This window comes from Roseateles sp. P5_E1 (assembly GCF_054049335.1).
The window spans coordinates 1-25,239 of record NZ_JBFUMN010000044.1 but is presented as its reverse complement, the minus strand read 5'-3'; the positions used below and the strand labels follow the sequence as shown (position 1 = coordinate 25,239).

Here is a 25,239-nt window from a genome sequence, read left to right as displayed (position 1 = left end):
CCCCACCAACGGCCGAAAAACCATAACGACGGTGCGGCCATTGTGTTTGCGTTGCCTCTGTAGCACATGACTCACAGAATGAGCTGACCTACAAATCAAATGAACGAGGCGGCCATGTCTGAGACGCTGCGCAGCCGGCCGAGACAGGAGACAGGTGGGAGAGTTGAACGGTGGCCGCGCGCGCCGCGCTGCGTTCATGGCCTGGGCCTGCTCTTTTCGCTTCTGGTGATGGCACAGGGCGTGGCCAGCGCGGCTGGCAACACGAACCTGGCAGACCTGTCGCTGGAACAGCTCGGCGACATCGAGATCACTTCGGTGTCGAAACGGGAGCAGCGCCTGGCCGACGCGCCGGCCTCAATCTACGTCATCACCAAGGAGGCCATCCAGCGCGCCGGCGTCAATACGCTGGCCGAGGCTCTGCGCCTGGCACCCAACCTGCAGGTTGCACGCATCAATGCCAGCCAGTACGCCATCAGCGCGCGCGGCTTCAATTCGGCCACGGCGAACAAGCTGCTGGTGCTGATCGATGGCCGCAGCGTCTACACGCCGCTGTATTCCGGCGTGTTCTGGGAATCCCAGGACGTGCCTTTGGGTGACGTGGAGCGCATCGAGGTCGTCAGCGGCCCGGGCGGCACGCTGTGGGGCGCCAATGCCGTCAACGGCGTCATCAATGTCATCACCACGCCCGCCGAAGGCAGTCTCGGGACGCTCGCTTCGGCGGCGGCTGGCAATCTCAGCCAGGGCCTGTCGCTGCGCCATGGCTGGCGCTTCGATGGCGGCGGCGCCGTGCGCGCCTATGCCAAGTACAACCGCCGCCAGGACAGCGAGCGAGCCAGCGGCATTGATGCCGACGATGGCTTCGAGAAGCTCCAGCTGGGTTTTCGGGCGGGCATCGACGCCGGCGGCGGCGCGCTGACGCTGCAGGGCGATGCCTACAAGGAGTCGATCAGCCAGCCCAATGCCGCCGACCAGCGCCACCATGGTGGCAACCTGCTGGCGCGTTGGGTACGACCGATGGACGACGGCGCAACGCTGAATCTGCAGACCTACGTCGACCGCTCCTGGCGCGATGTCCCTGGCTCCTACAACGAGAACCTGCAGGTCGTCGATGTCGACCTGCAGTACCTGCTGGCTGCCAGCGAGGGCAGCCAGTGGATCTTTGGCGGCGGCCACCGCATGGCCGAGGACGAAGTCGGCAACTACGGCAGCCTGGCCTTTCTGCCTGCATCCCGGCGCCTGCACTGGACGAATGCCTTCGTCCAGCATGAGCGCCAGCTTTCGCCGGCCGCGACGCTGACACTGGGCACCAAGGCCGAGCACAACAGTTACACGGGCACGGAATGGATGCCAAGTGCGCGGCTGGGCTGGAAACTGTCGCCCCAACTGCTGCTGTGGAGCGCAGCGTCCCGTGCAGTGCGCACGCCCTCCCGCATCGACGTCGAGTTCTTCGTACCAGCGCAGCCTCCCTACCAGCTGGCGGGCGGCCCCAACTTCCGCTCGGAGATTGCCAACACGCTGGAGGTTGGCGCGCGAGCTCAACCCAGCGAGAACCTGTCCTACTCGGTCACGGTATTCGGCAGCCGCTACTCGAGCCTGCGCAATTACCGGCGCCTGAGCGACCGCACTTTCGTACTGATCAATGCATCCAAAGCGGAGGTCTATGGCGTCGAGGCCTGGGGCCGCTACCAGGTCAGCAGGAGCTGGGCTGTTCATGCGGGACTGACCTCGATGCACGAGCGCTTCAGCGGCGCCAACGTGGCCGCCATCGCGCCCGGAAACGATCCCCGCTACCAGGTTCGGCTGCAGTCCTCTTGGTCGCTGGCGGCGGGCGTGGACATCGATGTCACGCTGCGGCGGGTCGCCAAGCTGCGCTTCACCACCGTGCCCGGCTACAACGAGGCCGATGCGCGTGTCGGCTGGCGGTACTCCGACAGGCTGGCCTTCGCCGTCTCAGCGCGCAATCTCCTGCATGCAAATCACCGCGAGTTCGCGCAGGGCGGCGCAACCGGGGCCGACCCGATCATGGTCGGGCGCACCGCCCAGATCACCGCCACGGCGAGATTCTGATGCCGCGCCTGAGCCTATTTCTCGGGTGCCTCCTGCAATGGCGCGGCAATGTGCCAGTGCTGCGGCGCATGGCGATCGCAGGTCTTCTCTTCTTCGCCGCCGCGCAGAGCGGCGCCGCCGACAACGACAGCCGTGCGCTGGAAGCCCAGATCAAGGCCGCCTATCTGTACAAGTTCGCCGGCTATGTGGAGTGGCCGCCGAATGCCTTCATGGACGCCACGATGCCTTTCACCATCGGCATCATCGGCGCCGGGGACATCGCCACCGAGCTCAACAAGCTCACGTCGGGCCGTTCACTGAGCGACCACCCCGTCGAGGTGCGCCTTCTCAAGGCCGGAGACCTGCCCCGCAGTGTCCAGCTCATCTTTGTGAGCGGCGCCGACACCCCGCAACTCAGGCGCACGCTCGAGCCCTACAAGGCCCTGCCGACACTGACGGTCTCGGACATCCCAGGCGGCATCGACGCGGGCTGCGTCATCAACTTCATGCTGGTGGACAACCGGGTGCGCTTCGAGATCTCGGTCCGCAACGCGGAGCGACACGGGCTCAAGATCAGCTCGCGCCTGTTGGCTGTCGCACAGCGCGGGAACCCGGGAGCCTCTGAATGAGGATCCGCTTGCGCTCGATAAGCAACAAGCTGCTGCTGATGGTGCTGGCCGTCAACGCTTGCACGCTGCTCGGGGCCAGCGCCGCCTTCTTCTATCACGACATGGTGGAGAACCGCGACCGCTCGGTGCGCGAACTGACAACGCTTGCCGACATCCTCGGCCAGGGCAGCGCGACAGCCCTGGAGTTCGATGATTCCAAGGTTGCCACCGACACCCTCGGCCAGTTGCGCGGTGACCCCAACATCAATGCCGCGGCAATCTACACGGCAGGCGGCAAGCTGTTTGCGCGCTACGTGAACGCCGCCACCCCCGGCGCGGCCCTGCCTGCCGAGCCGCCATCCGCGGGGGTGCAGGTCCTGCGCAGCAATCTGATCGTGATGCTGCCGGTCAATGGCGCCAATGGCCGCCTGGGAGCGGTCTACATCGATGGCCGCTACGACGTCGCCCAATGGCTTCGGGACTATCTCCTGATCTTCGGCGTCGTGCTCGGCGGCAGCCTCGCCCTGGGCCTGCTGGTGTCCTTTCGGCTGCAGCGCCGCATCACCCGGCCCATGCTGGCTGTCAGCGAAGTGGCGCAGCAGGTCATGCAGCAGCGCGACTTCAGCCTGCGTGCCCGCAAGACGACCGAGGACGAGATCGGAGAGCTGGCCGAATCCTTCAACGGCATGCTGCAGACGCTCGAGCATGAGATCGCCGAGCGCAGCACGGCCGAGGTGGCCGTACGCACGCTGAACGCGGAGCTGGAGCAGCGCGTCGAGCGGCGCACCGCGGAGCTGGTCGTTCGCACCCAGGAGGCCGAGGCCGCGAGCCGCGCCAAGGCCGACTTCCTCGCCAACATGAGCCACGAGATYCGCACSCCGATGAATGCCGTGCTCGGGCTGGCCTACCTGCTCGCGAACAAGCCGCTGGAGCCCGATGCGCTGGACCTGGTCAAGAAGATCCGCAATGCCGGCCGGTCGCTGCAGACCATCATCAACGACATCCTGGACTTCTCCAAGATCGAGGCCGGCCAGCTGGAGATCGAAGAGGCCCCCCTGCACCTGGACGGCGTGCTGGACAACCTGGCCAACATCATGAGCGCCAATGCGGGCGACAAGGATCTGGAGCTTGTCATCTCGCCGGCGCCCGATGTTGGTGGCGAACTGCACGGCGATGCGCTGCGGCTCGAACAGATCCTGATCAACCTGACCAGCAACGCCATCAAGTTCACCTCCAGCGGTGTCGTCAAGGTCGGCATCGCGCTGCTGGAGCGCACCGACGGCTCGGCTCGCCTTCGTTTTTCGGTCAGCGACACGGGCATCGGCATTCCGCTGGAGAAGCAGAGCCACATCTTCTCGGCCTTTGCCCAGGCGGACATGTCAACGACGCGCCGCTTCGGAGGTACCGGGCTGGGATTGGCGATCTGCCGCCAGCTCGTCACCAAGATGGGCGGAGAGATCGGCGTCATCAGCACGCCTGGCAAAGGCAGCGAATTCTGGTTCAGCCTGCCTTTCAAATGGGTCCCGATCCAGAACTACCAGCCCGCGGCGCTGTCAAAACTGGAAGTCCTGGTAGCGGACGACAGCGACGTGGCGCGCGAAAACCTTGCGCTGACCGCTCGGGCCATGGGCTGGGCACCCACGCTGACCGATTCCGGCGAAGCCGCCCTCGGCAAGGTGCGCAATCGACTCCAGGGCACCGCGGCCTATGACGTGCTCCTGCTGGACTGGAAGATGCCCGGCCTGGACGGGCTGGCGACCGCGCGGGCCATCCGCAGCACGATGGAGGGACAGCAAGCGCCCATCGTGCTGATGGTGACGGCCTACTCCCGGGACGAGCTCCTCAAGAGCGAGGGCAGCGAGCTGATCGACGGCGTGCTCAACAAGCCCGTGACCAGCTCTTCGCTGTACAACAGCGTGGCCCAGGCCATGCGACGCCGGGGGGTTGCGGCCATGTCCGACAGCCCGCAAGCCGAGGCGACGCAGCGCCTTGTTGGCCTGCGCGCCCTCGTCGTTGACGACAGCGACATCAACCGCGAGGTTGCGCTGCGCATCCTCGAGTCCGAAGGCGCCACCGTGCAGCTGGCCGAGAACGGCCTGCAGGCCCTGGATTGGCTGACGGCCCATGTCGGCGAGGTCGACATCGTGCTGATGGACGTCCAGATGCCGGTGATGGACGGCTACCAGGCAACGCGCGTGCTGCGCGGCACGCCAGGCCTGGCAGACCTCCCGGTCATCGCGCTGACGGCCGGCGCGTTCAAGATCCAGCAGGAAGAGGCGCGGGAAGCCGGCATGAATGCCTTCGTGGCCAAGCCCTTTGCCGTCGATGAGCTGATCGCGGCCATTCAGCGCCTGACCGCGCAGCGCGAGCCGGCCGACATCGCATCCGTCGAGGCCGTGGCGCCGGTCGGCCCGCAGGCCGAGGACGGCGTTCCCTTTGAAGGCATCTCGGTGGCCGACGCGCGCAAGGTCTGGCAGGACCTCGCCGTCTACCGGAAGTTCCTGGCCAAGTTTGCCCGCGACAACGCCGACAGCGCGGCGCAGCTGCGCAAGCTGCTCAACCAAGGGCAAGAAAAGGAAGCCACCGCCCTGCTGCACAAGCTCAAGGGCTCTGCGGGCAACCTGGCTCTTCCCCAGCTGACACGCGCTGCCGGCCGCCTGGAGCATCGGCTGATCGAAGGCAGGGACCCCTTCGACGAATGGGCGCCGTTCGAGGCCGCCTTCGCCCAGGCGCTCCGATCGATTGCGGCGTTCACGGCTGACGCCGCCGCGAATGAACCGCAGCCGGCGCCGGCCAGCCCGTCCGTCGACAGGGCACGGGTGGCGGCCCTGCTTCATGAGCTGCTGGACGCACTGGACAGCGACAACCCGGACCTGGCCGCACCCGTGCTCCAGCGTCTGGACGGGCTGCTGCCGCAGGCCACGCTGGCCGCCTTGCTTGCCAGCGTCGAGGAGTTCGATTTCCGGCGTGCGGAACAGATGGCCCGGGACCTCGTCGCCGAACTGGAAGAGCAAAGGAAGTAGGCATGCCGAACGGACCCATCCTCATCGTCGACGACGAGCCGATCAACCTCGCAACCTTGAAGCAGATCCTCGCGCCGTACTATCCGCTGGCGTTCGCGCGCAGTGGCGGTGAATGCCTCGCCGCCGCGCAGAAGCACCAGCCTTCGTTGATCCTGCTGGACGTCCAGATGCCCGACCTGGACGGCTATGAGGTCTGCCGCCGGCTCAAGGCCGCCCCCCAGACCCAGCACATCGCCGTCATCTTCGTGACGGCGCTGGCCGACGTCGGCGACGAGGCCGCGGGATTCGACTGCGGCGCGGTCGACTACATCGTCAAGCCCGTGTCGCCGGCCCTGGTGCTGGCACGGGTGCGCACCCACCTGTCGCTGGTGCATACCTCCATGCTGGAGCGCTACGTCAAGGAGCTCGAGGCCCAGCAGCTGAAGATCAGCCGGCTCAGCCGCATCAAGAGCGTCCTGAGCGGCATCAACTCGGCCATCGTCAGGCTGCGCGACCGGCAGGCGCTGTTCGATGAAACCTGCCGCATCGCCGCCGAGGATGGCGGCTTCGCGAGTGCCTGGATCGGCCTCGCCCACGGCCCTTTGAAGAGGCTCGACCCCATTGCCGCGCGAGGCCTGGATGCCGGGCAGCTCGACGAGTTGCGCGGCGCTCTGGGCGCAACCGGTGCGCCAGGTCGACGCTCACTTCCCTACCGGGCGCTCGATGGCGGCGGCGTCGTGTACTGCAACGACCTCTCGCAGGAGGACATGGGTGCGGCTGTCCACGCCGTTGCGCCGGCGAAGGGGGTCGGCTCCGCGATTGCGCTGCCGTTGACTTCCGGTGACCGGCTCGTCGGCGTCATCGCGCTGTACGCCACGGAGGCCCATCTCTTCGACGAGGACGAGCTCAAGCTGCTCGGCGAGCTGGCCGGCGATATCTCGTTTGCGCTCAGGCACATCGAGCAGGAGGAAAAGGTCCATTACCTGTCCCGCTATGACGCACTGACCGGCCTGCCCAACAACCTTGTCTTCCTGGACCGCCTTGACCTCGCAATCCAGTCCGCGGCTGCGGCCGGCACCGGCGTGGTGGCCGTCATTGCCAACCTCCACCGGTTCAAACGGCTGAACGACACCCTGGGCCGGCACGTGGGGGACCAGTTGCTGAGACAACTGGGGCAGCGCCTGGCCACCGAATTCGCGCGCAGCCACAACGTGGCCCGGCTGGCGGGCGACAACTTCGCCGTCGCCGGCAGCTACAAGGGCGACGAGGACGTCGCGACGCTGCTGCGCGTGCTGGACGAAGTCATCGGCCGACCCACGTCAGTCGATGGCAGCGACGTCAGCCTGTCCGCCCACCTGGGCGTGTCCGTGTATCCGGAGGACGGCGCCAGTGCCGAATCGCTGTTCCGCAATGCCGAGTCCGCCCTCAAGCAGGCCCGTTTGGCTGGCGAGAAGCATGCCACCTATTCGCCAGAGATGAATGCCCGCATGGCCGAGAAGCTGGAGATGGAGGGGCAGCTGCGCGAAGCATTGGCCCAGCAGCAGTTCGTGTTGCATTTCCAGCCCAAGGTCAATCTGGCCGATGGCCAGATCACCGCGGCCGAAGCCCTGATCCGCTGGCAGCATCCCAAGCGCGGCCTGGTGCCGCCGGGCGATTTCATTCCAATCGCCGAAGAGACTGGCCTCATCGTGCCCATCGGCGAATGGGTCATCCAGGCCGTCTGCGCCCAGCAGGCGGTCTGGCGGTCGCGAGGCATCGCGACGCGGCCGGTCGCGGTGAACCTGTCGACCCTGCAGTTCCGCGAGGGCCGGGTACGCCAGTGCGTCGAGCAGGCCCTGCGCGACAACGGGCTGGGCGCCGACGCCATCGAACTCGAGCTGACCGAAACCCTGGTCATGCAGGACCCCATCGCGGCCGAGCGCACCATGCATGACCTCCGCCAGTTCGGCCTGCACCTGTCTCTGGACGACTTTGGCACCGGCTACTCCTCGCTCGCTTACCTGAAGCTCTTTCCTTTCAACTCGGTGAAGATCGACCGGTCCTTCATCACCGATATCACACGCAGCCCAGAAGACGCCGCCATCTCGCTGGCCATCATCGCCATGGCTCACAGCATGCGCATGCACGTCATTGCGGAAGGCGTCGAGACCCCCGCGCAGCTGGAGTTCCTGAGGGCCAGCGGCTGCGACCAGATCCAGGGCTACCACTTCAGCCGCCCGGTGCCGGCCGAGGAATACGCCCGCATGCTGCTGGAGGGCCGGCAGTTGGCAATGACCGCGGCCGCCCCTGGCACGGGGGCGGCCGGCGAAAGGATCGCGCTGCCCATGCGACGCCAGCCTCTGGAGCATTGACGGCGGATCGATGTCCGGTTTTCAGGGCTCCGCCAGCGGCGGGTCATTCACACATTTGGCGCATTCAAATTGGGGCATGGACCCGCTTCGGTGCATTGCCAGAACACATGGCGTGAGGGGCAGCGGGCGGTCTCGATGAGACCTTCCTGACGCCGCCGTCCCGGGCGTCAGACACTGGAAACAGCCCCTGCAGCACCAGCCGCCCTGCGGCACCAGCCGCGTGCAAACCCAGCCTGGAAAAGCTGGCACGGCTCCTGCTCGTGATGACTTGTCATAACGAGTTGGACGGCCATGAGCAAAGGCGCTCTTGCAGCTAGGAAATCCTTGACGCTGGTCCCTGCCCCCGAGGCGGACGGCGCTCATCGCATCAAGCTGTCGTCACCGCTGCCGCTGTACACGCAGATCAAGGAGATCCTGCGCGCCCGCATCCTCGACGGCAGCTACCAACCGCATCAGCAGATGCCGTCGGAGAGCGAGATGATGGCCGCGTTCGACGTCAGCCGCATCACCGTGCGCCAGGCGCTCAATGACCTGCAGAACGAAGGCCTGATCTTCCGCATCCACGGCAAGGGCAGCTTCGTCTCCAAGCCCAAGGCCTTCCAGGATCTGGGGCGCCTGCAGGGCTTCGGCGAGGCGATGCGGCAGATGGGCTACGAGACCTTTGCCCGCGTGCTGTCGATCAAGACGGTGCTGCCGTCGCAGCAGGTGGCCGAGAAGCTGCAGCTGGCCAAACGCGCCAAGGTCACGGAGCTGCACCGCCTGCGCTTCCTGAACCGCGAGCCGATCTCGCTGGATGTCACCTACGTGCCCGCGGCCATCGGCCAGCGCCTGGCCAAGGAAGACCTGGCCGCGCGCGACATCTTCGCCATCCTGGAGAACGACTACGGCCTGGCCCTCGGCCACGCCGAGCTGCAGATCGGCTCGACGCTGGCGGACGAGACGCTGGCCGGGCAGCTCAAGGTCGAGGAGGGCTCGCCCGTGCTCTTCATCGAGCGCACGACGCACACCGCCGACGGCGCGCCCATCGACTACGAACACCTCTATTACCGCGGTGACGCCTTCCAGTACAAGGTGCGCGTCGATCGCGTGCCTGTTTCAGAACGAGCCTCTTGAGGAGAGCCTGCACATGAACACGATCGAAACCGAATACGACATCGTCATCGTTGGCGGTGGCACCGGCGGCCCGATGGCCGCAGTCAAGGCCAAGGAGAAGAACCCCAAGCTGCGCGTGCTGCTGCTGGACAAGGCCAACGTCAAGCGCAGCGGCGCCATCAGCATGGGCATGGACGGCCTGAACAACGCCGTCATCCCCGGCCACGCGACGCCCGAGCAGTACACCAAGGAGATCACCGTCGCCAACGACGGCATCGTCGACCAGAAGGGGGTGTACGCCTACGCGGCCAACAGCTTCCCGATGATCGAGGAGCTGGACCGCTGGGGCATCAAGTTCGAGAAGGACGAGACCGGCGACTACTCGGTGCGCAAGGTCCACCACCTGGGCAGCTATGTGCTGCCCATGCCCGAGGGCCACCACATGAAGCGGGTGCTGTACCGGCAGCTCAAGCGGGCGCGCGTGGAGATCACCAACCGCGTCGTCGCGACCCGCCTGCTGACCGGCCCGGACGGCGAGATTGCCGGCGTCATGGGCTTTGACTGCCGCACGGCAGACTTCCACGTCATCAAGGCCAAGGCAGTGGTCATCTGCACGGGTGCGGCCGGGCGTCTGGGCCTGCCCGCCAGTGGCTATCTGTTTGGCACCTACGAAAACCCGACCAACTGCGGTGAGGGGCACGTGATGGCCTATCACGCCGGCGCCGAGTTGACCAACCTCGAGTGCTTCCAGATCAACCCGCTGATCAAGGACTACAACGGTCCGGCCTGCGCCTACGTGACCGGCCCCTTCGGCGGCTACACCTCCAACAACGCCGGCCAGCGCTTCATCGAGTGCGACTACTGGAGCGGCCAGATGATGATGGAGTTCTTCAACGAACTCGAAGGCGGCAAGGGCCCGGTGTTCCTGAAGCTCGATCACCTGGCTGAAGAAACGATCAGCGAGATCGAGCACATCCTGCACACCAACGAGCGCCCCAGCCGCGGCCGCTTCCACGAGGGCCGCGGCACCGACTACCGCAAGCAGATGATTGAGATGCACATCTCGGAGATCGGCTTCTGCAGCGGCCACAGCGCCTCGGGCATCTGGACCAACGAGCGCGGCGAATGCTCCATCCCCGGCCTGTACGCGGCCGGCGACTGCGCCAGCATCCCGCACAACTACATGCTGGGCGCCTTCGTCTACGGCAAGTTCTGCGGCGAGAACGCGGCGGACTACGTCAGCGGTGTCTCCCAGCTCGCCTTCGACGCGGGCCAGGTGGAAAAGGAAAAGGCCCGCGTCTACGCGCCGCTGGGCAAGGTCGACGGCCTGACGCCATTCCAGGTTGAGTACAAGACGCGCCGCATCGTCAACGACTACCTGCAGCCGCCCAAGGTCACCCGCAAGATGGAGATCGGCCTGCAGCGCTTCGACGAGATCCGCGAGGACTTGCAGCACATGGGCGCGGCCGACCCGCACGAGCTGATGCGTGCGATGGAGGCCCACACCATCCGTGACTGCGCCGAGCTGGCGGCACGCGCTTCGCTGTTCCGCACCGAGAGCCGCTGGGGCCTGTACCACCTGCGTGTGGACCACCCCGAGAAGAACGACGCCGACTGGTTCTGCCACACCAACGTGACCAGCGATGCCAATGGCAACGCGGTGTTCCGCAAGCGCGAGGTGGAGCCCTACGTCGTGGAGCTGAACGAGGAAGAGAAGTCCGCCTACCAGCGCCTGCGCGTGGCAACACCTGCCGCTGCCTAACGGAGAAACCACCATGACCATCGCCCTGACCCGAACCCAGGCTCCCGTCGTCATCGACGAGGACAAGTGCATCGCTGACAAGGGCTGCACCGTCTGCGTCGACGTTTGCCCGCTCGACGTGCTGGCCATCGATCTGACGAAGAACAAGGCGTTCATGAAGTTCGATGAATGCTGGTACTGCATGCCCTGCGAGAAGGACTGCCCCACCGGCGCCGTGCGCGTCGACATCCCCTACCTGGTGAGGTGATCATGCTTGCCACCATCCATGACCGGCTGCGCAACAGCGATGCAGGCGTGCGCCGCATCGCCGTCATCGACCTGCCCTACACCGACGAGGAAGACGACATCGCGCCGCTGCTCGTTGCAGCCCTCGCCGATACCGACGCCACCGTGCGGCTTGAAGCGGCGAAGGCGCTCGAGGGCTTCGAGGAGCCCGAGGTGCTGGCGGCGCTCGCCCCCCTGCTGAAGGACCCGGACGCCGAGGTGCGCGAGGCCGTTGCCTACACGCTCGCAGAGCTGAAAGACTCAGCCTCCGCCACGGCGCTGCTGCCCTACCTGGGCGACGCGGACCCCGAAGTGCAGGCCGCCGCGCTGCAGGCCGTAAAAGCCCTGCGCGTGGACGCCGCCTTCGACCCCGCTATGGCCGCGCTCGCCCATGCCGACGCCAAGGTGCGCCGCGCTGCCGTCAGCGTGCTGGGCTATCTGAAGAAGCCGCAAGCCATTTCGGCGCTGACCGAGGTGGCGGCACACGACACAGATGCCGAAGTCCGCCGCGTCGCGGTCGGCGCGCTGAGCTTTGCCAACGATGCCGAGGTCAGCGTGCATCCGGCCCTCAGCCGTGCCCTCAACGACCCGGTCTGGCAGGTGCGTGAGGAAGCCGCCACGACCTTCGCCAAGACGGGCTCGGCGCTGGGCGTGCCCAACCTCGTGCGCGCCATGGACGACGAGTACTGGCAGGTGCGGGTGAAGGCCGCTCGGTCCTTGGGCAAGCTGAAGGCGCGCGACGGTGTGATGGCGCTGGTGGAGGCGCTGATCCACCCGGTCAGCAACCTGCGCAAAGAAGCCGTCATCGCGCTGGGCGAGATCGGCGACCCGCGCGCCATCACGCCGCTGGAACGCACGCTGCGCGACCCCGACCCGGACGTGCGCAAGCTCTCCAAGCTCGCACTCACCACCATCCAGATGAATGGAGGTGCGGCATGACCTTCGTCGTCACCGAGGCTTGCATCCGCTGCAAGTACACCGACTGCGTCGCCGCCTGCCCCGTGGAGTGCTTCCACGAAGGCCCTGACTTTCTCGTCATCGACCCCAGCGCCTGCATCGACTGCGGCGTCTGCGTACCGGAGTGCCCGGTCGAGGCCATCTTCGACGAGAAGGACCTGCCCCCCGAACAGCGCGAATACGCCGAACTGAACCGGCGCCTGGCCGCGCAATGGCCGCTCATCACTGCCGCACAGGAACCGCTGCCCGATGCCGAGCACTGGGCCAACCAGACGCACAAGCGCGCCCTGCTGACGGAGACCGCCGCGCCCGCCTGAGACCCGGCGCGACGCAGGCACCGATCTTGCGCCGCTGCTTCTGAACCTACCCGACTGCCAGGAGATTGAGATGAAGTTGCCCCAGCTCTCGCATGTTTCCGCCACCCTCGCGAAGTGCCTCGCGCTCTGCGCGGCCTTCCTGGCCCCGCAGGCCCACGCCGCCAAGGAGGTGGTGACGATAGGCATCGGCACCCAGAACACCACCACCAACACCGTCACCGGCGGTGTGGTGCTCAAGGAGCTCAAGCTGCTGGAGAAGCACCTGCCCAAGACGGGCAAGTACGCCAACATCGAGTGGAAGCTCGACTGGCAGAACTTCACCTCCGGCCCGCCCATCACCAACGGCATGGTCGCCGGCAAGCTGCAGATCGGCATGATGGGCGACTACCCGCTGCTGGTGAACGGCGCCACCGGGCAGCTCAACAAGGGCAACGAGACCCAGCTCGTCGCCGTCATCGCCTACAACGCCTTCGGCTCGGGCAACGGCGTCGTGGTGCACAAGGACAGCCCCTACTACGAGCTGGCCGACCTCAAGGGCAAGACGGTGTCGGTGCCCTTCGGCTCGGCGGCGCACGGCATGATGCTGCAGGCGATGCAGGAGCGCGGCTGGCCGGCGGACTACTGGAACCTCGTCAGCCAGAGCCCCGAGGTGGGCACCACCAATCTGCAGGAAAAGAAGATCGACGCCCACGGCGACTTCGTGCCCTTCGCCGACCTGCTGCCGCAGCGGGGCTTTGCCCGCAAGATCTTCGACGGCGCACAGACCAAGGTTCCGACCTTCCACGGCGTCGTCGTGCGCAAGGAGTTCGCCGACAAATACCCCGAGGCCGTCGTGGCCTACATCAAGGCCTTGATGGAGGCCAACGACTGGGTGCGCAAGGACCCCAAGCTGGCCGCCGCCAAGATCGAAGAGTGGACCAAGATCGAGAAGGAGGTCGTCTACCTCTTCCTCGGCCCGGGCGGCATCCACACGCTGGACCCGAGCATCAAGCCGCGCTGGGTCGAGACGATCAAGATCGCACACGGCGTGCTGGCCAAGCTGGGCCGCGTGAAGGAGTTCGACGCCGTCGCCTGGGTCAACGAGAGCTATCTGCGCGAAGCCTTCAAGCAGCGCGGCCAGGACTACGAGGCCCAGAAGCAGACGCTCGCCAACTACGACATCGCCGGCAACGACCCCATCTGCAAGGTGCCGGTCACGCGGCCCAAGGAGGCCGGCGAGATCTGGCTGTCCAGCGGCGAGATCGTCGTGGCCAGCTCGCCCGCCTGCCTGCTGGCTGGCGTGAAGCAGTACGAGGCGGCGGGCAAGAAGGTCAACGTCGCCTACCTCTACGACAAGGAGCTGGGCATCAAGGTCGTCGCCGACAAGGCTTTCTACGCGGTCGACGCCAGCAACCCCAAGGCGCCGCTGGCCGTGCCCTTCCTGCTGAAGAAAGACGCCGAGGCCTACGCCGCCAGGACGCACGGCAAGCTCGCCACCTTTGCGGAGGCCCTGGGGCAGGCCAACGCCACTGTCGTCGCGGTCAGCGTGAAGTGAACACCATGAGCGCGCTGCCCCGCATCCAAACCTACACGCCGCCCCTGGCGCCGCCTGCTGCAATGCCTGCGGCGGCGCCCAAGGCGGCCCCGCCCGCCCACGTGGGCCAGGGCATCACGCCGCTGCCCCTGCCGTTGCCCGCGGCTGCTGCGCCCAGCCTGCGGCAGCGCTTCTGGCGGGGCCGTGGCGCGGCGGTGCTGATGGGTGCGCTGTCCATCGCCAGCGTGCTGCTCTTCTGGCACCTGGCCACGCGCTACAAGCTCGACGCCTACATCCGCTTCAACAACATCCCCACGCCGGCCCAAGTGCTGGAGAAGGTGGTGGAGGTCAACGCCAGCCCGAAGTTCGTCACCAACATCGGCATCAGCGTGCGGCGCATCCTGCTCGGCTTCCTGGTGGCCACGGGCCTGGGCGTCGGCCTGGGCATCCTGATCGGCCGCTACCGCATCGTGCGCGGGCTGGCCATGCCGGCGATGGAGGTTTTCCGGCCCATCCCGGCCATCGCCTGGGTGCCCATGTCCATCATGCTGTGGCCCGACAACGAGGTGAGCATCGTCTTCATCACCTTCCTGGGCGCCTTCTTCCCCATCCTGCTCAACACCGTGCATGGTGTCGAGGCGATCGACCCGGTGCTGCTGCGCGCCGCCCGCACGCTGGGCGCGGGCGAGGCCAGCCTGCTCAGGCACGTGGTGCTGCCCGGCGCCCTGCCCCACATCTTCACGGGCCTGGCGGTAGGCATGGGCGTGGCCTGGGTGTCGCTGATCGCCGCCGAGATGATCTCGGGGCAGTTCGGCATCGGCTACTTCACGTGGGAGGCCTACTCGCTGATCAGCTATGCCGAGATCGCGCTCGGGATGATCACGATCGGCGTGCTGGGGCTGCTGTGCAGCGGCGCCATCCGGCTGCTGGCCAAGCTCGCCATGCCCTGGCAGGCCCATTCGCAAGGAGGACGTTGATGGACATGGCGACAGCATCCCGTGGCCGCGTGGACGTGCGCGAGCTGGACATCCGCTTCCACTCAAAAGGCCAGGATTTCGAAGCCGTGCGCGCCGCCAACGTGCATGTGCGGCCCGGCGAGTTCGTGTCGCTGATCGGGCCGTCCGGCTGCGGCAAGTCCACGCTGCTGAACGCGGTGGCAGGCTTCCTCAAGCCCAGTGGCGGTCAGGTGCTGCTGGACGGTCAACCCATCACGGGCCCGGGCTCGGACCGCGGCGTCGTGTTCCAGCAGTACTCGCTCTTCCCATGGATGACGGTGCGTGCGAACGTGGAGTTCGGGCTGCGCATGAAGGGTGCGTCGGCCAGCGACCGCGAGGCGCAGGCGCGCACGCTGCTGGGGCTGGCCGGCCTGCTGTCCTTCGAGAACCACTACCCCGACCAACTCTCCGGCGGCATGAAGCAGCGCGTGGGCATCGTCCGCGCGCTGGCCACCAGCCCGCAGGTGCTGCTGATGGACGAGCCCTTCGGCGCCCTCGACTCTCAGACCCGCGTGGTGATGCAGGAGATCCTGACCAATATGTGGCAGCGCCTGCGCATCTCGGTGCTCTTCATCACGCACGACATCGAGGAGGCGGTGTTCCTGTCCGACCGCATCTACGTGATGACGGCAAGGCCCGGACGCATCAAGGCCGAGCTGGACGTGCCGCTGCCGCGGCCGCGCACGCCGGACATGACCTCCGAGCCCGAGTTCGTCGCCATGGTGCGCCAGATCAAGGGCCTGATCCGCGAGGAAAGCATCGCGGCCATGGGGGGCGAACTGAGCGAAGGCGGGCTGGCGGGCCTGTGCACCGAGATCGGCCCGCAGGGCGTGGAGCACCTCGTCTGATGGACGCCGTTCCCACCGAAGTCGTCTGGCACCAGGCCAGCGGCGTGCTGGCGCTGGCCTGGGCCGACGGCCGCGCCGCCCGCCTCAGTGGCCCGGTGCTGCGCGCCGCCTGCAAATGTGCCGGTTGCGAGCAGCGCCGGCGCAGCGGCGAGCCCGTGCAGGCGCCCGTCGACACACAGCTCACCGGCCTTCACCCGGTCGGGCCGCAGGGCCTGCAGCTCGTCTTCAGCGACGGCCACGACCGCGGCATCTACCCCTGGCCCTATCTGCATCAACTCTGCCTGGAGCCTTGCGCATGAGCATTCTTTTCGACGCCAAGGTGCTGGACGTCCGCCACTGGACCGACCGCCAGTTCTCCTTCACCTGCACCCGCGACCCGGGCTTTCGCTTCCGGAGCGGGCAGTTCACGATGATCGGCCTGATGGTCGACGGCAAGCCGCTGCTGCGCGCCTACAGCGTCGTCAGCCCGCACTGGGACGACACGCTGGAGTTCCTCAGCATCAAGGTGCCCGACGGCCCTCTGACCTCGCGCCTGCAGCACATCCAGGTCGGCGACACGGTGCACATCGGCCGCAAGGCCTCGGGCACCCTCGTCACGCAGAACCTGCTGGCCGGTCGGCATCTCTACCTGCTGGCCACCGGCACGGGCCTGGCGCCCTTCATGGCCATCGTGCGCGACCCCGACGTCTATGAGCTCTACGAGAAGGTCATCCTCGTGCATGGCTGCCGCCAGGTGAGCGAGCTGGCCTACGAGGACATCATCACGCGCGAGCTGCCCGACAACGAATTCTTCGGCGACCAGGTGCGCGACAAGCTCATCTACTACCCGACCGTCACGCGCGAGCCCTTCCGCAACCAGGGGCGCATCCCGACGCTGATGGCCAACGGCAAGCTGCCCAGCGACATCGGCCTGCCGCCACTGTGCAAGGAGAACGACCGCTTCATGCTGTGCGGCAGCCCCGAGATGTTGCGCGACACGCGCGCGGTGTTCGACGAGATGGGCATGACCGAGGGCAATATGAGCCATCCCGGGCATTTCGTCATCGAGCGGGCCTTCGTCGAGAAGTGAACGGCCATGCTGGCACGGGCTGCCTTCTTCGACGCTCATGGCCAGGCCCTGCGGCGAGTCTGGCCGGGTTGGGCGACCTGCGTGCTGATCGCTTTGGCTGCGTCATTCGTTGCCGCGCTGTATCAGGGGCCGCCGATGTTGTATGCGCTGCTGTTCGGCGCGGCGCTGCACAGCCAGAGCCCGCAGGACCGCACGGCCGCTGGTGTGGACTTCTGCGGCCGCACGCTGCTGCGCCTGGGCGTGGGGCTGCTGGGTGCGCGCATCAGCTGGGAGCAGGTCGCCGGGCTCGGTTGGCCGACCTTGCTTGTCGTGTTGTTCGCGGTCGCCAGCACCCTCCTGTGCGGTCGGTGGCTGGCTAAGGCACTGCGCCTGCCGTGGGCGCTCGGCGTGCTGGCGGGCGGCGCCACGGCCATCTGCGGCGCCTCGGCGGCGCTGGCGATTGGTGCGGTGCTGCCGCGTGCCGGTGAGGGGGAGACGCCGAACGAACGCCACGCGCTCGTCGTGGCCGTCTTGGCCACGCTGCTGTCGACGGCGGCGATGGTGGCCTACCCACTGATCGCGCGGCAGTTGCAGCTGTCGCCGGCTGGTGCTGGCCTCTTCATCGGCGGAAGCATCCATGACGTGGCGCAGGTGGTGGTAGCGGGCTATTCGATCTCTGCGGCCGCCGGCGACGCGGCCTCCATCGTCAAACTGTTGCGCGTCAGCCTGCTCTTCATCGTCGTGCTGGGCGTGTCCATCGCCTGCCGCACTTCGGCCGACGAGCCGCCGCCCACGGCACGACCGATGGTGATGCGACTCGGCGGGCTGGTGCCGGGCTTTCTGTGGCTGTTCGTCGCGCTGGCGACGCTCAACTCGCTGGGATGCCTGCGGCCAGTGCAGGAGCAGCTCAATCTCGCCTCGCGCGCCTGCCTCATGCTGGGGGTGGCCGGGCTCGGCATGAAGACGTCGTTCCCGCACCTCGCCAGCGCAGGTTGGCGGCCCATCCTGCTGATGGTGGCGACGAGCTTGTGGCTTGCAGCCGTTTCGCTCGCCGCCGCCTGGGGATTGCGGTTTTATTGAGGGTCCAACAAATCAGACCGTGGTCGGTGAGTCGCTCTGCAGCGTCCTGTCTATCTCGACGCGGTTCCGGCCGGCCTCCTTGGCGCGATACAGGGCCTCGTCGGCCCGCTTGAGGGCGTTCGCAGCCGACCCTCCCGGCGGCGACAGCGCCACGCCGAAGCTGGCGGTGATTGCGAGGCGGCCCGCAGTACAGCTGACCTCGCTCTGCTGCACGCGTTCGCGAAGCTTCTCGGCCAGGCGGGCGGCATCACGCACACGCGTGCCCTGGCAGGCGATCAGGAACTCCTCGCCGCCCCAGCGACCGATGACATCGCTCGCGCGCAGGTTGGCCGCGACGATGGCCGCAACGCGGCGCAATACCTCGTCGCCGCAATCATGGCCATGGCGGTCGTTGACATGCTTGAAGTGGTCGATGTCCAGCAGCACGAGCGACATCCCCTGTGCCGCCTCTTCCATGTCACCCAGCGATTGCTCCAGGCCGCGCCGGTTCAACACACCGGTCAGTTCATCGACCGTAGCCAGGCGGCGCAGGTTCTCCTGCTCGATGCGCAACTGACGCGTGCGCGCGGTCAAGGCATCGATCTCCCGCTGCTGGCGGCGATGGCTCAGGCGCAGTCGCTGCCAGCCACGCAACACCATGGCGCAAGCACCAAAAAGCCAGGCAAGCAGGATGCCCAGGTAGACGCGGTCGTCGCCGATCCATTCGCCCTTCAGCACCAGGCGGCGAAGCTGCAGTTCATGGTGCTGGCCGGTCAGCTCTCCGGGAATGCCGATGGACAACGACGTCGCGTTGTCCAGGCTCGGCTGGTTGTACTCGCGAGGCAGATTGAACATCTGGACCCACCAGTCGGGCACGTTGAGTTCGCTCAACTTGATGCGCACCGGTTGCTCAACGTCTCGCCTTCGAAGCGTGACCGCGTGCATCCGCGAGCTGTTGGCGTCCTCGAGCCTGGAGAAGCGCGGATCGAAATTCCGGATATCAAGATGCAGGAATGGCGCCGGCCCTTGGTAGTCCAGTTCCAGCTCGATGTGGTCAAAACCGCTCAGATCCCGGCCGCGGCTGAGATCGTCGCCGGTCAGCAGATAGGTCAGGACGCACGGCTGGTACTTCCCGGAGACGACGTATTGGCAACGCCATCGCAACCGCCCGGCGTCCACCCACTGCACCGCGGCTTCCTCGCCGGCCTGAGGGGGGGCTTCCAGGAAATGCTTGCTCACGCCCGGCTCCAGCAGATCCAGAGTTCGCGCGGGCAGCATCATGTGAACACCCAGCACGGCCACGGTGAGCACGATCCCTCCCATGAGGAATCTGATGCTGGTCAGGTCAGATTGCACGCCATCAAACTTCGGCATTCGCGTCCTGTGCACTCTAGATCCAAAGGCGGGCGCCGGCACAACGAAGCGCTCGCCTCACGGGGCAAATCGCCGTCGACGGCAATCCATGAAAAACGCGGCCTGGCCAACTGCCGCGAATCGGTTCGATGGGCGCCAGCGCCTTCGATAATTGAAATTGGTAAGGCCAATTTAACGATTTATGCCATGTTCGCCTACACTGGTCAGACCTTCAATACCCTGACCATCGTGAGTGACTTCCACGCCCCTTCCGCCTGCCTGACGGGCAAGACCGTTCTGATCACCGCAGCAGCACAGGGAATCGGACGTGCAAGCGCCCTGGCCTGCCTTGCGGCGGGTGCCGAGGTGATCGCCACGGACATCCAGGAGAGCGGCTTGGCCGCGCTGGCCCGGGAAGCGGCGTCTTCGGCGCTGCGTACCGAGGTTCTCGATGTCCGCGACACCCTGTCGGTGCAGAGCCTGGCCGGTCGGCTCCCTGCTCTGCACGGGCTGTTCAACTGCGCCGGCTTCGTGCATCACGGCACGGTGCTCGACTGCGACGAAGCGGCCTGGGACTTCAGCATGGACCTGAACGTGAAGAGCATGCTGCGCACGCTGCGCGCCTTCCTGCCGGGCATGCTCGCAGAGGCCGCACGCCACGGCGGCGGCGCCTCGGTGCTGAACATGGCATCCATGGCCTCTTCGGTGAAGGGCTTTGCGAACCGCTTCGCCTACGGCACGACCAAGGCGGCCGTCATCGGCTTGAGCAAGGCAGTCGCTGCGGACTTCGTCAAGCAAGGCTTGCGCTGCAACGCCCTTTGCCCTGGCACGGTGGACACACCGTCCCTGCGCGGGCGGATCGCTGCGGCGGCCGATCCCGTGCAGGCCGAGAAAGACTTCATCGCCCGCCAGCCCATGGGCCGGCTGGCCACAGTCGACGACATCGCACCGCTCGTCGTCTTCCTGCTCAGCGACGCGTCGCGCTTCATCACCGGGCAGGCCGTTTGCGTGGATGGTGGCGTCACGATCTAAGGCGCGCGTCATTTCGGCATATCTCCCGATCCGTCAATAACGAACTTCCCATGAAACTCCTTCGCTACGGCCCTGTGGGCCAAGAACGCCCCGGCCTGCTCGATGACAACGGCCGCGTGCGCGACCTCTCGGGCCTTGTCGACGATGTCGCGGGCGACGTGCTGACCCCCGCGGCGCTGGAGCGCCTGCGCGCCGTCGACGCCAGCTCGCTGCCGCTCGTCGAAGGCACACCCCAGCAGGACCTGCGCCTCGGCCCCTGCGTCGGCCGCGTCGGCAAGTTCATCTGCATCGGCCTGAACTACGCCGATCACGCTGCCGAGTCCGGCTTGGCCGTGCCGACCGAGCCCGTCGTCTTCGCCAAGTGGACCAGCGCCATCTGCGGCCCCGATGACGCGGTGCAGATCCCGCGCGGCTCGCTCAAGACCGACTGGGAGGTGGAGCTGGGCGTCGTCATCGGCGAAGGTGGCCGCTACATCGAGGAAGCCGACGCGATGAAGCATGTGGCCGGCTACTGCGTCGTCAATGACGTGTCAGAGCGCGAATGGCAGCTCGAGCGCGGCACGCAGTGGGACAAGGGCAAGGGTTGCGACACCTTCGGCCCCATCGGCCCCTGGCTCGTCACGGCCGACGAGGTGGCCGACCCGCAGCAACTCGACCTCTGGCTGGAGATCGACGGCCGGCGCTTCCAGAACGGCAACACGCGCACCATGGTGTTCGGCGTTGCGCAGATCGTCAGCTACCTGAGCAAGTTCATGAGCCTGCAGCCCGGCGACATCATCTCCACCGGCACGCCGCCCGGCGTCGGCCTGGGCCAGAAGCCGCCGCTGTACCTGAAGCCCGGCCAGACCATGCGCCTGGGCATCCAGGGCCTGGGCGTTCAAACGCAGAAGACCGTCGCAGCATGACCACCCGCATCACAGGCCTGCGCACGGTGGATGTGCGCTTCCCGACGTCGCAGCACCTCGACGGTTCGGACGCGATGAACCCCGACCCGGACTACTCGGCCGCCTACGTCATCCTTGAAACCGACACGCCGGGCCTGGAAGGCCATGGCCTGACCTTCACCATCGGCCGTGGCAACGATATCTGCTGCCGCGCCATTGAGGCCATGCGCCACCTGGTTGTCGGCCTGGAGCTGAGCTGGATTGCCGCCGACATGGGCCGCTTCTGGCGCCACGTCACGTCGGACAGCCAACTGCGCTGGATCGGGCCCGACAAGGGCGCCATCCACCTCGCCACCGGCGCCGTCGTCAATGCCGTATGGGACTTGTGGGCCAAGGCCGAGGGCAAGCCGGTGTGGCGCCTGGTGGCCGACATGAGCCCGGCCGAGCTGGTGCGCTGCATCGACTTCCGCTACATCACCGACTGCATCACACCCGACGAGGCGCTGGCGCTGCTGACCCGCGCAGCAGAGGGCAAGGCCGAGCGCCTGGCCACGCTGGAGCGCGAGGGCTACCCCTGCTACACGACCTCGGCCGGCTGGCTGGGCTACCCCGACGACAAGCTGCGCCGGCTGTGCCAGGAGGCTGTGGACGCGGGCTTCAACCACGTCAAGCTCAAGGTCGGCCGCGACCGCGAGGACGACATCCGCCGCCTGCGTATCGCTCGCGAGGTGCTGGGGCCGGACCGCAAGCTGATGATCGACGCCAATCAGGTCTGGGATGTTCCCGTGGCCATCGACTGGCTCAAGGACCTGGCCTTTGCCAAGCCCTGGTTCATCGAGGAACCGACCAGCCCCGACGACGTCGAAGGCCACCGTGCCATTCGGCAGGCCATCGCGCCCATGCAGGTCGCCACCGGCGAGATGTGCCAGAACCGCATCCTGTTCAAGCAGTTCATGATGCGCGGCGCCATCGACGTGGTGCAGATCGACAGCTGCCGCCTGGGCGGCGTCAACGAGATCCTGGCCGTCATGCTGATGGCCGCCAAGCACGGCCTGCCCGTCTGCCCGCATGCCGGTGGCGTGGGCCTGTGCGAGTACGTGCAGCACCTGTCCATGATCGACTACCTCTGCATTGCCGGCACGCGTGACGGCCGTGTCATCGAGTACGTGGATCACCTGCATGAGCACTTCGTCGACCCCTGTGTCGTGCGCGGCGCGGCCTACATGCCGCCCGAAGCACCTGGCTTTTCGATCACGATGAAACCGGCCTCGCTGGAGCAGTACCGGTTCGCGGGCTGAAGGGACTCATCGCGCCTTCAAGTACGCCCTCGGTCCGGCATCGATTTTTCCGACGGTCGGCAATAACTCGCCAGAACCGTTCCAGCACCAACGCGCGGCCTTGAAAGAGACCGCGCGATTTTGCCTTTTCCCGGATAGGTCCACGTCATGAAGAACCGATCTCCGTCAGCGCTGCTGGCCAGCCTGTGCATCTCCCTCCTGGCCCCAGCCCACGCGAGTGCGCAGGACGAGGGCGAATGGCATTCGCTGTTCAATGGCCGCGACCTTTCCGGATGGACCGTGAAGATCAACAAGCATCCGCTTGGAGACAACTACGCAAACACGTTTCGGGTGGAAGACGGCGTGATCAAGGTCAGCTATGACGGCTACGGCAAGTTCGACGAACAGTTCGGCCATCTGTACTCCAACCTGGCCTACGCCAACTACATCCTTAGGCTCGAGTACCGGATCACGGGCACTGCCGTTGCAGATGCCCCACCCTGGGCCAAACTCAACAGCGGCGTGATGATCCATTCACAGTCGCCCTGGACGATGGGGCTCAACCAGGCCTGGCCTGCCAGCATGGAATTCCAGTTCCTCAGCGCGGGCGCAACGGCGGGCCGCCAGRCGGGAAATGTGTGCACGCCTGGCACCAACCTCGAGATGAAGGGCCGGCTGGTGACAGACCACATCATCGAGTCGACCTCGAAATTGTTCCCCCTGGATGAGTGGGTAGCGGTGGAGGTCGAGGTTCGAGGCAACGAGGAAGTCGTCCATCGCGTCAATGGCGTCGAGGTCCTGCGCTATCAGCACCCCCAGCTTGATCCCAGGGAGGACAGCGCAAAGGCCCTGCTGGATGCCGGTGCTCCCCTGCAGTTGTCATTCGGCCATATCGCGCTGCAGGCGGAATCGCAGCCCGTATGGTTTCGGAACATCAGGATCCGATCCCTTCCCACCACTTCCCGGACCGGGCAACAGGCTCCGGGAGTGCCTCGGTGAAATCTCCTGCTGCTGCCGTGACTCGCGGCCTGCGATGACGAAGCCGCGCGCCCCTATTTACTTTGTCCATCGCCCCAACTAACATTGGTCATACCAAAAACACAACGACAAGTTGTGGTCCGACCACGAAAGTTCATCAGGGAGAAGTGCCTTGCAGGTCGAAGCCGCCGCGAGCCAACAGCTCCTCAAAGTCATCAATCGCATGGCGCTCGTCAGGCAACTGTGCGCCAAACCAGGTCAGTCACGAGCCGATCTGGCTGCTGTGGTGGGCCTGACTAAATCCACCGTCGGCCTGCTCGCCCGTGAATTGATTACCGAGGGTTGGCTGGTCGAGCGCGAAATCGTCCCGACAGGCGACATGGGTCGCCGCCCCACGCCCTTGTTCATCGATCCAACCCGACTGCTGCTGCTCGGTGCCGAAGTCGGCGTCGACTCCGTGCGCGTGGTTGCCACGTCCCTCACGGGCGAGATACGTGCAGAAACTGTCGCCAGCTACGGTGCCATTCGCTCGGCCAAGTCGTGCATTCGAGTACTTGCCGCATCGCTGCTGAAGGTCTTCGGGCAGCTCGCCGCCAGCGAGCAGGCGCTGGGTATCGGTGTCGGCTTGCCCGGCGGCGTCGATGCAGCGCGTGGCGTGCTTCGATTCGCGCCCAACCTGGGCTGGCGCGATGTGCCATTCGCAGCACTGCTGGCCGAAAGACTGGCTGACTCCCCGCTGGCGCACGTGCCGCTCTTCCTTCAGAACGAAGCTGCTGTCGCCGCGGTTGGCGAAGTGGAGTTCAACTCCTCGACCGCAGCGGACCCATTGCTCTACGTCTCCATCAGCGAGGGCCTCGGTGCCGGTGTCATCGTCGGTGACCGGCTGCTGACCGGCAACCGAGGTTTCGCTGGCGAAGTGGGGCACACCGTGCTGCAACTCGATGGTCCGCGTTGTTCCTGCGGGCGCCGGGGCTGCGCGGAGGCGCTGATCTCGATGGGCGCCATGCAGCGGGGCTACGGCAGGGGGACGGAGATGACCTCGCTGTCTCGGATACGCAGCCATCTGTTGGGGAACGACCCTGAGACCCAGAATGCCGTCGCCTCCGCCGGACGCTACCTCGGCGTGCTGCTGCAGAACCTGTCTGCCACTTACGACCCCGCGTGCATCGTTCTCGGTGGTGCCGCGATCGAGCTGGGGGAACCATTCCTTAAGCCGGCGCTGGATACGCTGAACGCCTATGCCGCTGCAGCCGGTTTGCCACCGCCGATCGTGCGCACGTCGCGCTTCGGCGTCAACGCCGTCGCTGTCGGCGCTGCAGCGCTGGCACGTTATCGACTGACCCGCCCCGCGTTACCTCTGGCTGACGGTGGAACCATTTTTCTTGAAACAGCGGAGGCTGCTTGATGTTTCTCGGCATTGATCTGGGTACCTCGGAAGTCAAGCTGCTGTTGCTTGACGACAGCGGTCGCATCGTTGGTACCGCAGGCAGCGCATTGACGCTGTCGGCACCGGAACCTCTGTGGTCCGAGCAGAATCCATCCGACTGGTGGCGCGCGACCGGCACCGCCGTCGCCCAATTGCGCACGACCCACCCGACCGAGTTCGCCGCCGTGCGCGGCATCGGCCTGTCCGGCCAGATGCATGGCGCGGTGCTGCTGGGCGCTGACGACGCCGTGCTGCGCCCGGCCATCCTGTGGAACGACGGCCGCAGCCACGCCGAGTGCGACGAGCTGACAACCACCGCGCCGCGCCTGCACGACATCGCCGGCAACCTCGCCATGCCCGGCTTCACCGCCCCGAAGCTGCTGTGGGTGAAGAAGCACGAGCCCGAAGTCTTCGAGCGCGTGGCCAG

The 25,239-nt window shown here is 66.4% G+C and carries 22 protein-coding genes; 21 read left to right on the top strand and 1 reads right to left on the bottom strand.

Annotated features, from left to right (window positions below; all coding sequences use genetic code 11):
• The first annotated feature begins 228 nt into the window (after positions 1–228).
• From ACXJKJ_RS23415 to ACXJKJ_RS23345, 15 genes are all read left to right on the top strand, one after another.
• Positions 229–2,067 carry a TonB-dependent receptor plug domain-containing protein gene (locus ACXJKJ_RS23415; protein WP_457392898.1) on the top strand — a complete coding sequence of 613 codons (1,839 nt, stop codon included), beginning with the start codon at positions 229–231 and terminating at the stop codon, positions 2,065–2,067.
• The gene (locus ACXJKJ_RS23410; protein ID WP_457392895.1) at positions 2,067–2,675 is read left to right on the top strand and encodes a YfiR family protein; all 609 of its coding nucleotides are present in this window, start codon (positions 2,067–2,069) and stop codon (positions 2,673–2,675) included. The genes ACXJKJ_RS23415 and ACXJKJ_RS23410 overlap by 1 nt, the downstream gene beginning before the upstream one ends.
• Positions 2,672–5,677: a response regulator gene (locus ACXJKJ_RS23405; protein WP_457392892.1), complete on the top strand. Its 3,006-nt coding sequence runs from the start codon at positions 2,672–2,674 to the stop codon at positions 5,675–5,677. Before ACXJKJ_RS23410 ends, ACXJKJ_RS23405 begins: the two co-directional genes overlap by 4 nt.
• Before the next feature lie 2 nt (positions 5,678–5,679).
• On the top strand, positions 5,680–8,007 hold the full coding sequence (locus tag ACXJKJ_RS23400; RefSeq protein ID WP_457392890.1) for a GGDEF/EAL domain-containing response regulator: 2,328 nt from the start codon (positions 5,680–5,682) through the stop codon (positions 8,005–8,007).
• A 324-nt stretch (positions 8,008–8,331) separates the two neighbouring features.
• The gene (locus ACXJKJ_RS23395; RefSeq protein WP_457392887.1) at positions 8,332–9,120 is read left to right on the top strand and encodes a GntR family transcriptional regulator; all 789 of its coding nucleotides are present in this window, start codon (positions 8,332–8,334) and stop codon (positions 9,118–9,120) included.
• 13 nt (positions 9,121–9,133) lie between these two features.
• Positions 9,134–10,861, top strand: coding sequence for a fumarate reductase/succinate dehydrogenase flavoprotein subunit (locus ACXJKJ_RS23390; RefSeq protein ID WP_457392885.1), 1,728 nt, complete (start codon positions 9,134–9,136; stop codon positions 10,859–10,861).
• A 13-nt stretch (positions 10,862–10,874) separates the two neighbouring features.
• Positions 10,875–11,108, top strand: coding sequence for a 4Fe-4S dicluster domain-containing protein (locus tag ACXJKJ_RS23385; protein WP_201804485.1), 234 nt, complete (start codon positions 10,875–10,877; stop codon positions 11,106–11,108).
• Positions 11,109–11,110: 2 nt separating this feature from the next.
• On the top strand, positions 11,111–12,064 hold the full coding sequence (locus ACXJKJ_RS23380) for a HEAT repeat domain-containing protein (protein WP_457392882.1): 954 nt from the start codon (positions 11,111–11,113) through the stop codon (positions 12,062–12,064).
• Positions 12,061–12,399 (top strand): ferredoxin FdxA, encoded by a 339-nt coding sequence (fdxA, locus tag ACXJKJ_RS23375; RefSeq protein WP_457326261.1) that lies wholly within the window; start codon positions 12,061–12,063, stop codon positions 12,397–12,399. The genes ACXJKJ_RS23380 and fdxA overlap by 4 nt, the downstream gene beginning before the upstream one ends.
• Positions 12,400–12,469: 70 nt before the next feature.
• Positions 12,470–13,933: an ABC transporter substrate-binding protein gene (locus ACXJKJ_RS23370; RefSeq protein ID WP_457355569.1), complete on the top strand. Its 1,464-nt coding sequence runs from the start codon at positions 12,470–12,472 to the stop codon at positions 13,931–13,933.
• Positions 13,934–13,938: 5 nt separating this feature from the next.
• Positions 13,939–14,889, top strand: a complete 951-nt coding sequence (locus ACXJKJ_RS23365) for an ABC transporter permease (protein ID WP_056193470.1) — start codon at positions 13,939–13,941, stop codon at positions 14,887–14,889.
• Positions 14,890–14,894: 5 nt separating this feature from the next.
• Entirely contained in the window at positions 14,895–15,755 is an 861-nt protein-coding gene (locus ACXJKJ_RS23360; protein WP_235531857.1) for an ABC transporter ATP-binding protein, read from the top strand.
• A complete protein-coding gene (locus tag ACXJKJ_RS23355) occupies positions 15,755–16,054 on the top strand; it encodes a gamma-butyrobetaine hydroxylase-like domain-containing protein (protein ID WP_457392879.1) in 300 nt (99 codons plus the stop codon). Before ACXJKJ_RS23360 ends, ACXJKJ_RS23355 begins: the two co-directional genes overlap by 1 nt.
• Positions 16,051–16,824, top strand: a complete 774-nt coding sequence (locus ACXJKJ_RS23350; RefSeq protein ID WP_457392876.1) for a ferredoxin--NADP reductase — start codon at positions 16,051–16,053, stop codon at positions 16,822–16,824. Before ACXJKJ_RS23355 ends, ACXJKJ_RS23350 begins: the two co-directional genes overlap by 4 nt.
• Before the next feature lie 81 nt (positions 16,825–16,905).
• Positions 16,906–17,883, top strand: a complete 978-nt coding sequence (locus ACXJKJ_RS23345; RefSeq protein ID WP_457392874.1) for a YeiH family protein — start codon at positions 16,906–16,908, stop codon at positions 17,881–17,883.
• Between the two features lie 12 nt (positions 17,884–17,895).
• On the opposite strand, the gene ACXJKJ_RS23340 is transcribed toward ACXJKJ_RS23345, so the two are convergent.
• Positions 17,896–19,164, bottom strand: coding sequence for a GGDEF domain-containing protein (locus ACXJKJ_RS23340; protein ID WP_457392871.1), 1,269 nt, complete (start codon positions 19,162–19,164; stop codon positions 17,896–17,898).
• 330 nt (positions 19,165–19,494) lie between these two features.
• Between ACXJKJ_RS23340 and ACXJKJ_RS23335 the strand changes: the two genes are divergently transcribed.
• The 6 genes from ACXJKJ_RS23335 to ACXJKJ_RS23310 all read left to right on the top strand — a co-directional run.
• Complete coding sequence (locus ACXJKJ_RS23335; RefSeq protein ID WP_056193466.1) at positions 19,495–20,247, top strand: SDR family oxidoreductase; 753 nt, start codon at positions 19,495–19,497, stop codon at positions 20,245–20,247.
• Positions 20,248–20,297: 50 nt separating this feature from the next.
• Complete coding sequence (locus ACXJKJ_RS23330) at positions 20,298–21,152, top strand: ureidoglycolate lyase (RefSeq protein ID WP_457392868.1); 855 nt, start codon at positions 20,298–20,300, stop codon at positions 21,150–21,152.
• Positions 21,149–22,429, top strand: a complete 1,281-nt coding sequence (locus ACXJKJ_RS23325; RefSeq protein ID WP_457392865.1) for an L-fuconate dehydratase — start codon at positions 21,149–21,151, stop codon at positions 22,427–22,429. Before ACXJKJ_RS23330 ends, ACXJKJ_RS23325 begins: the two co-directional genes overlap by 4 nt.
• A gap of 147 nt (positions 22,430–22,576) precedes the next feature.
• Entirely contained in the window at positions 22,577–23,407 is an 831-nt protein-coding gene (locus ACXJKJ_RS23320) for a 3-keto-disaccharide hydrolase (protein WP_457392862.1), read from the top strand.
• Positions 23,408–23,558: 151 nt separating this feature from the next.
• Entirely contained in the window at positions 23,559–24,791 is a 1,233-nt protein-coding gene (locus tag ACXJKJ_RS23315) for an ROK family protein (RefSeq protein ID WP_056193159.1), read from the top strand.
• Positions 24,791–25,239, top strand: a 449-nt coding sequence (locus tag ACXJKJ_RS23310; RefSeq protein WP_457392859.1) for an FGGY family carbohydrate kinase, incomplete at its 3' end; no start/stop codon positions are given. The genes ACXJKJ_RS23315 and ACXJKJ_RS23310, both read left to right, overlap by 1 nt.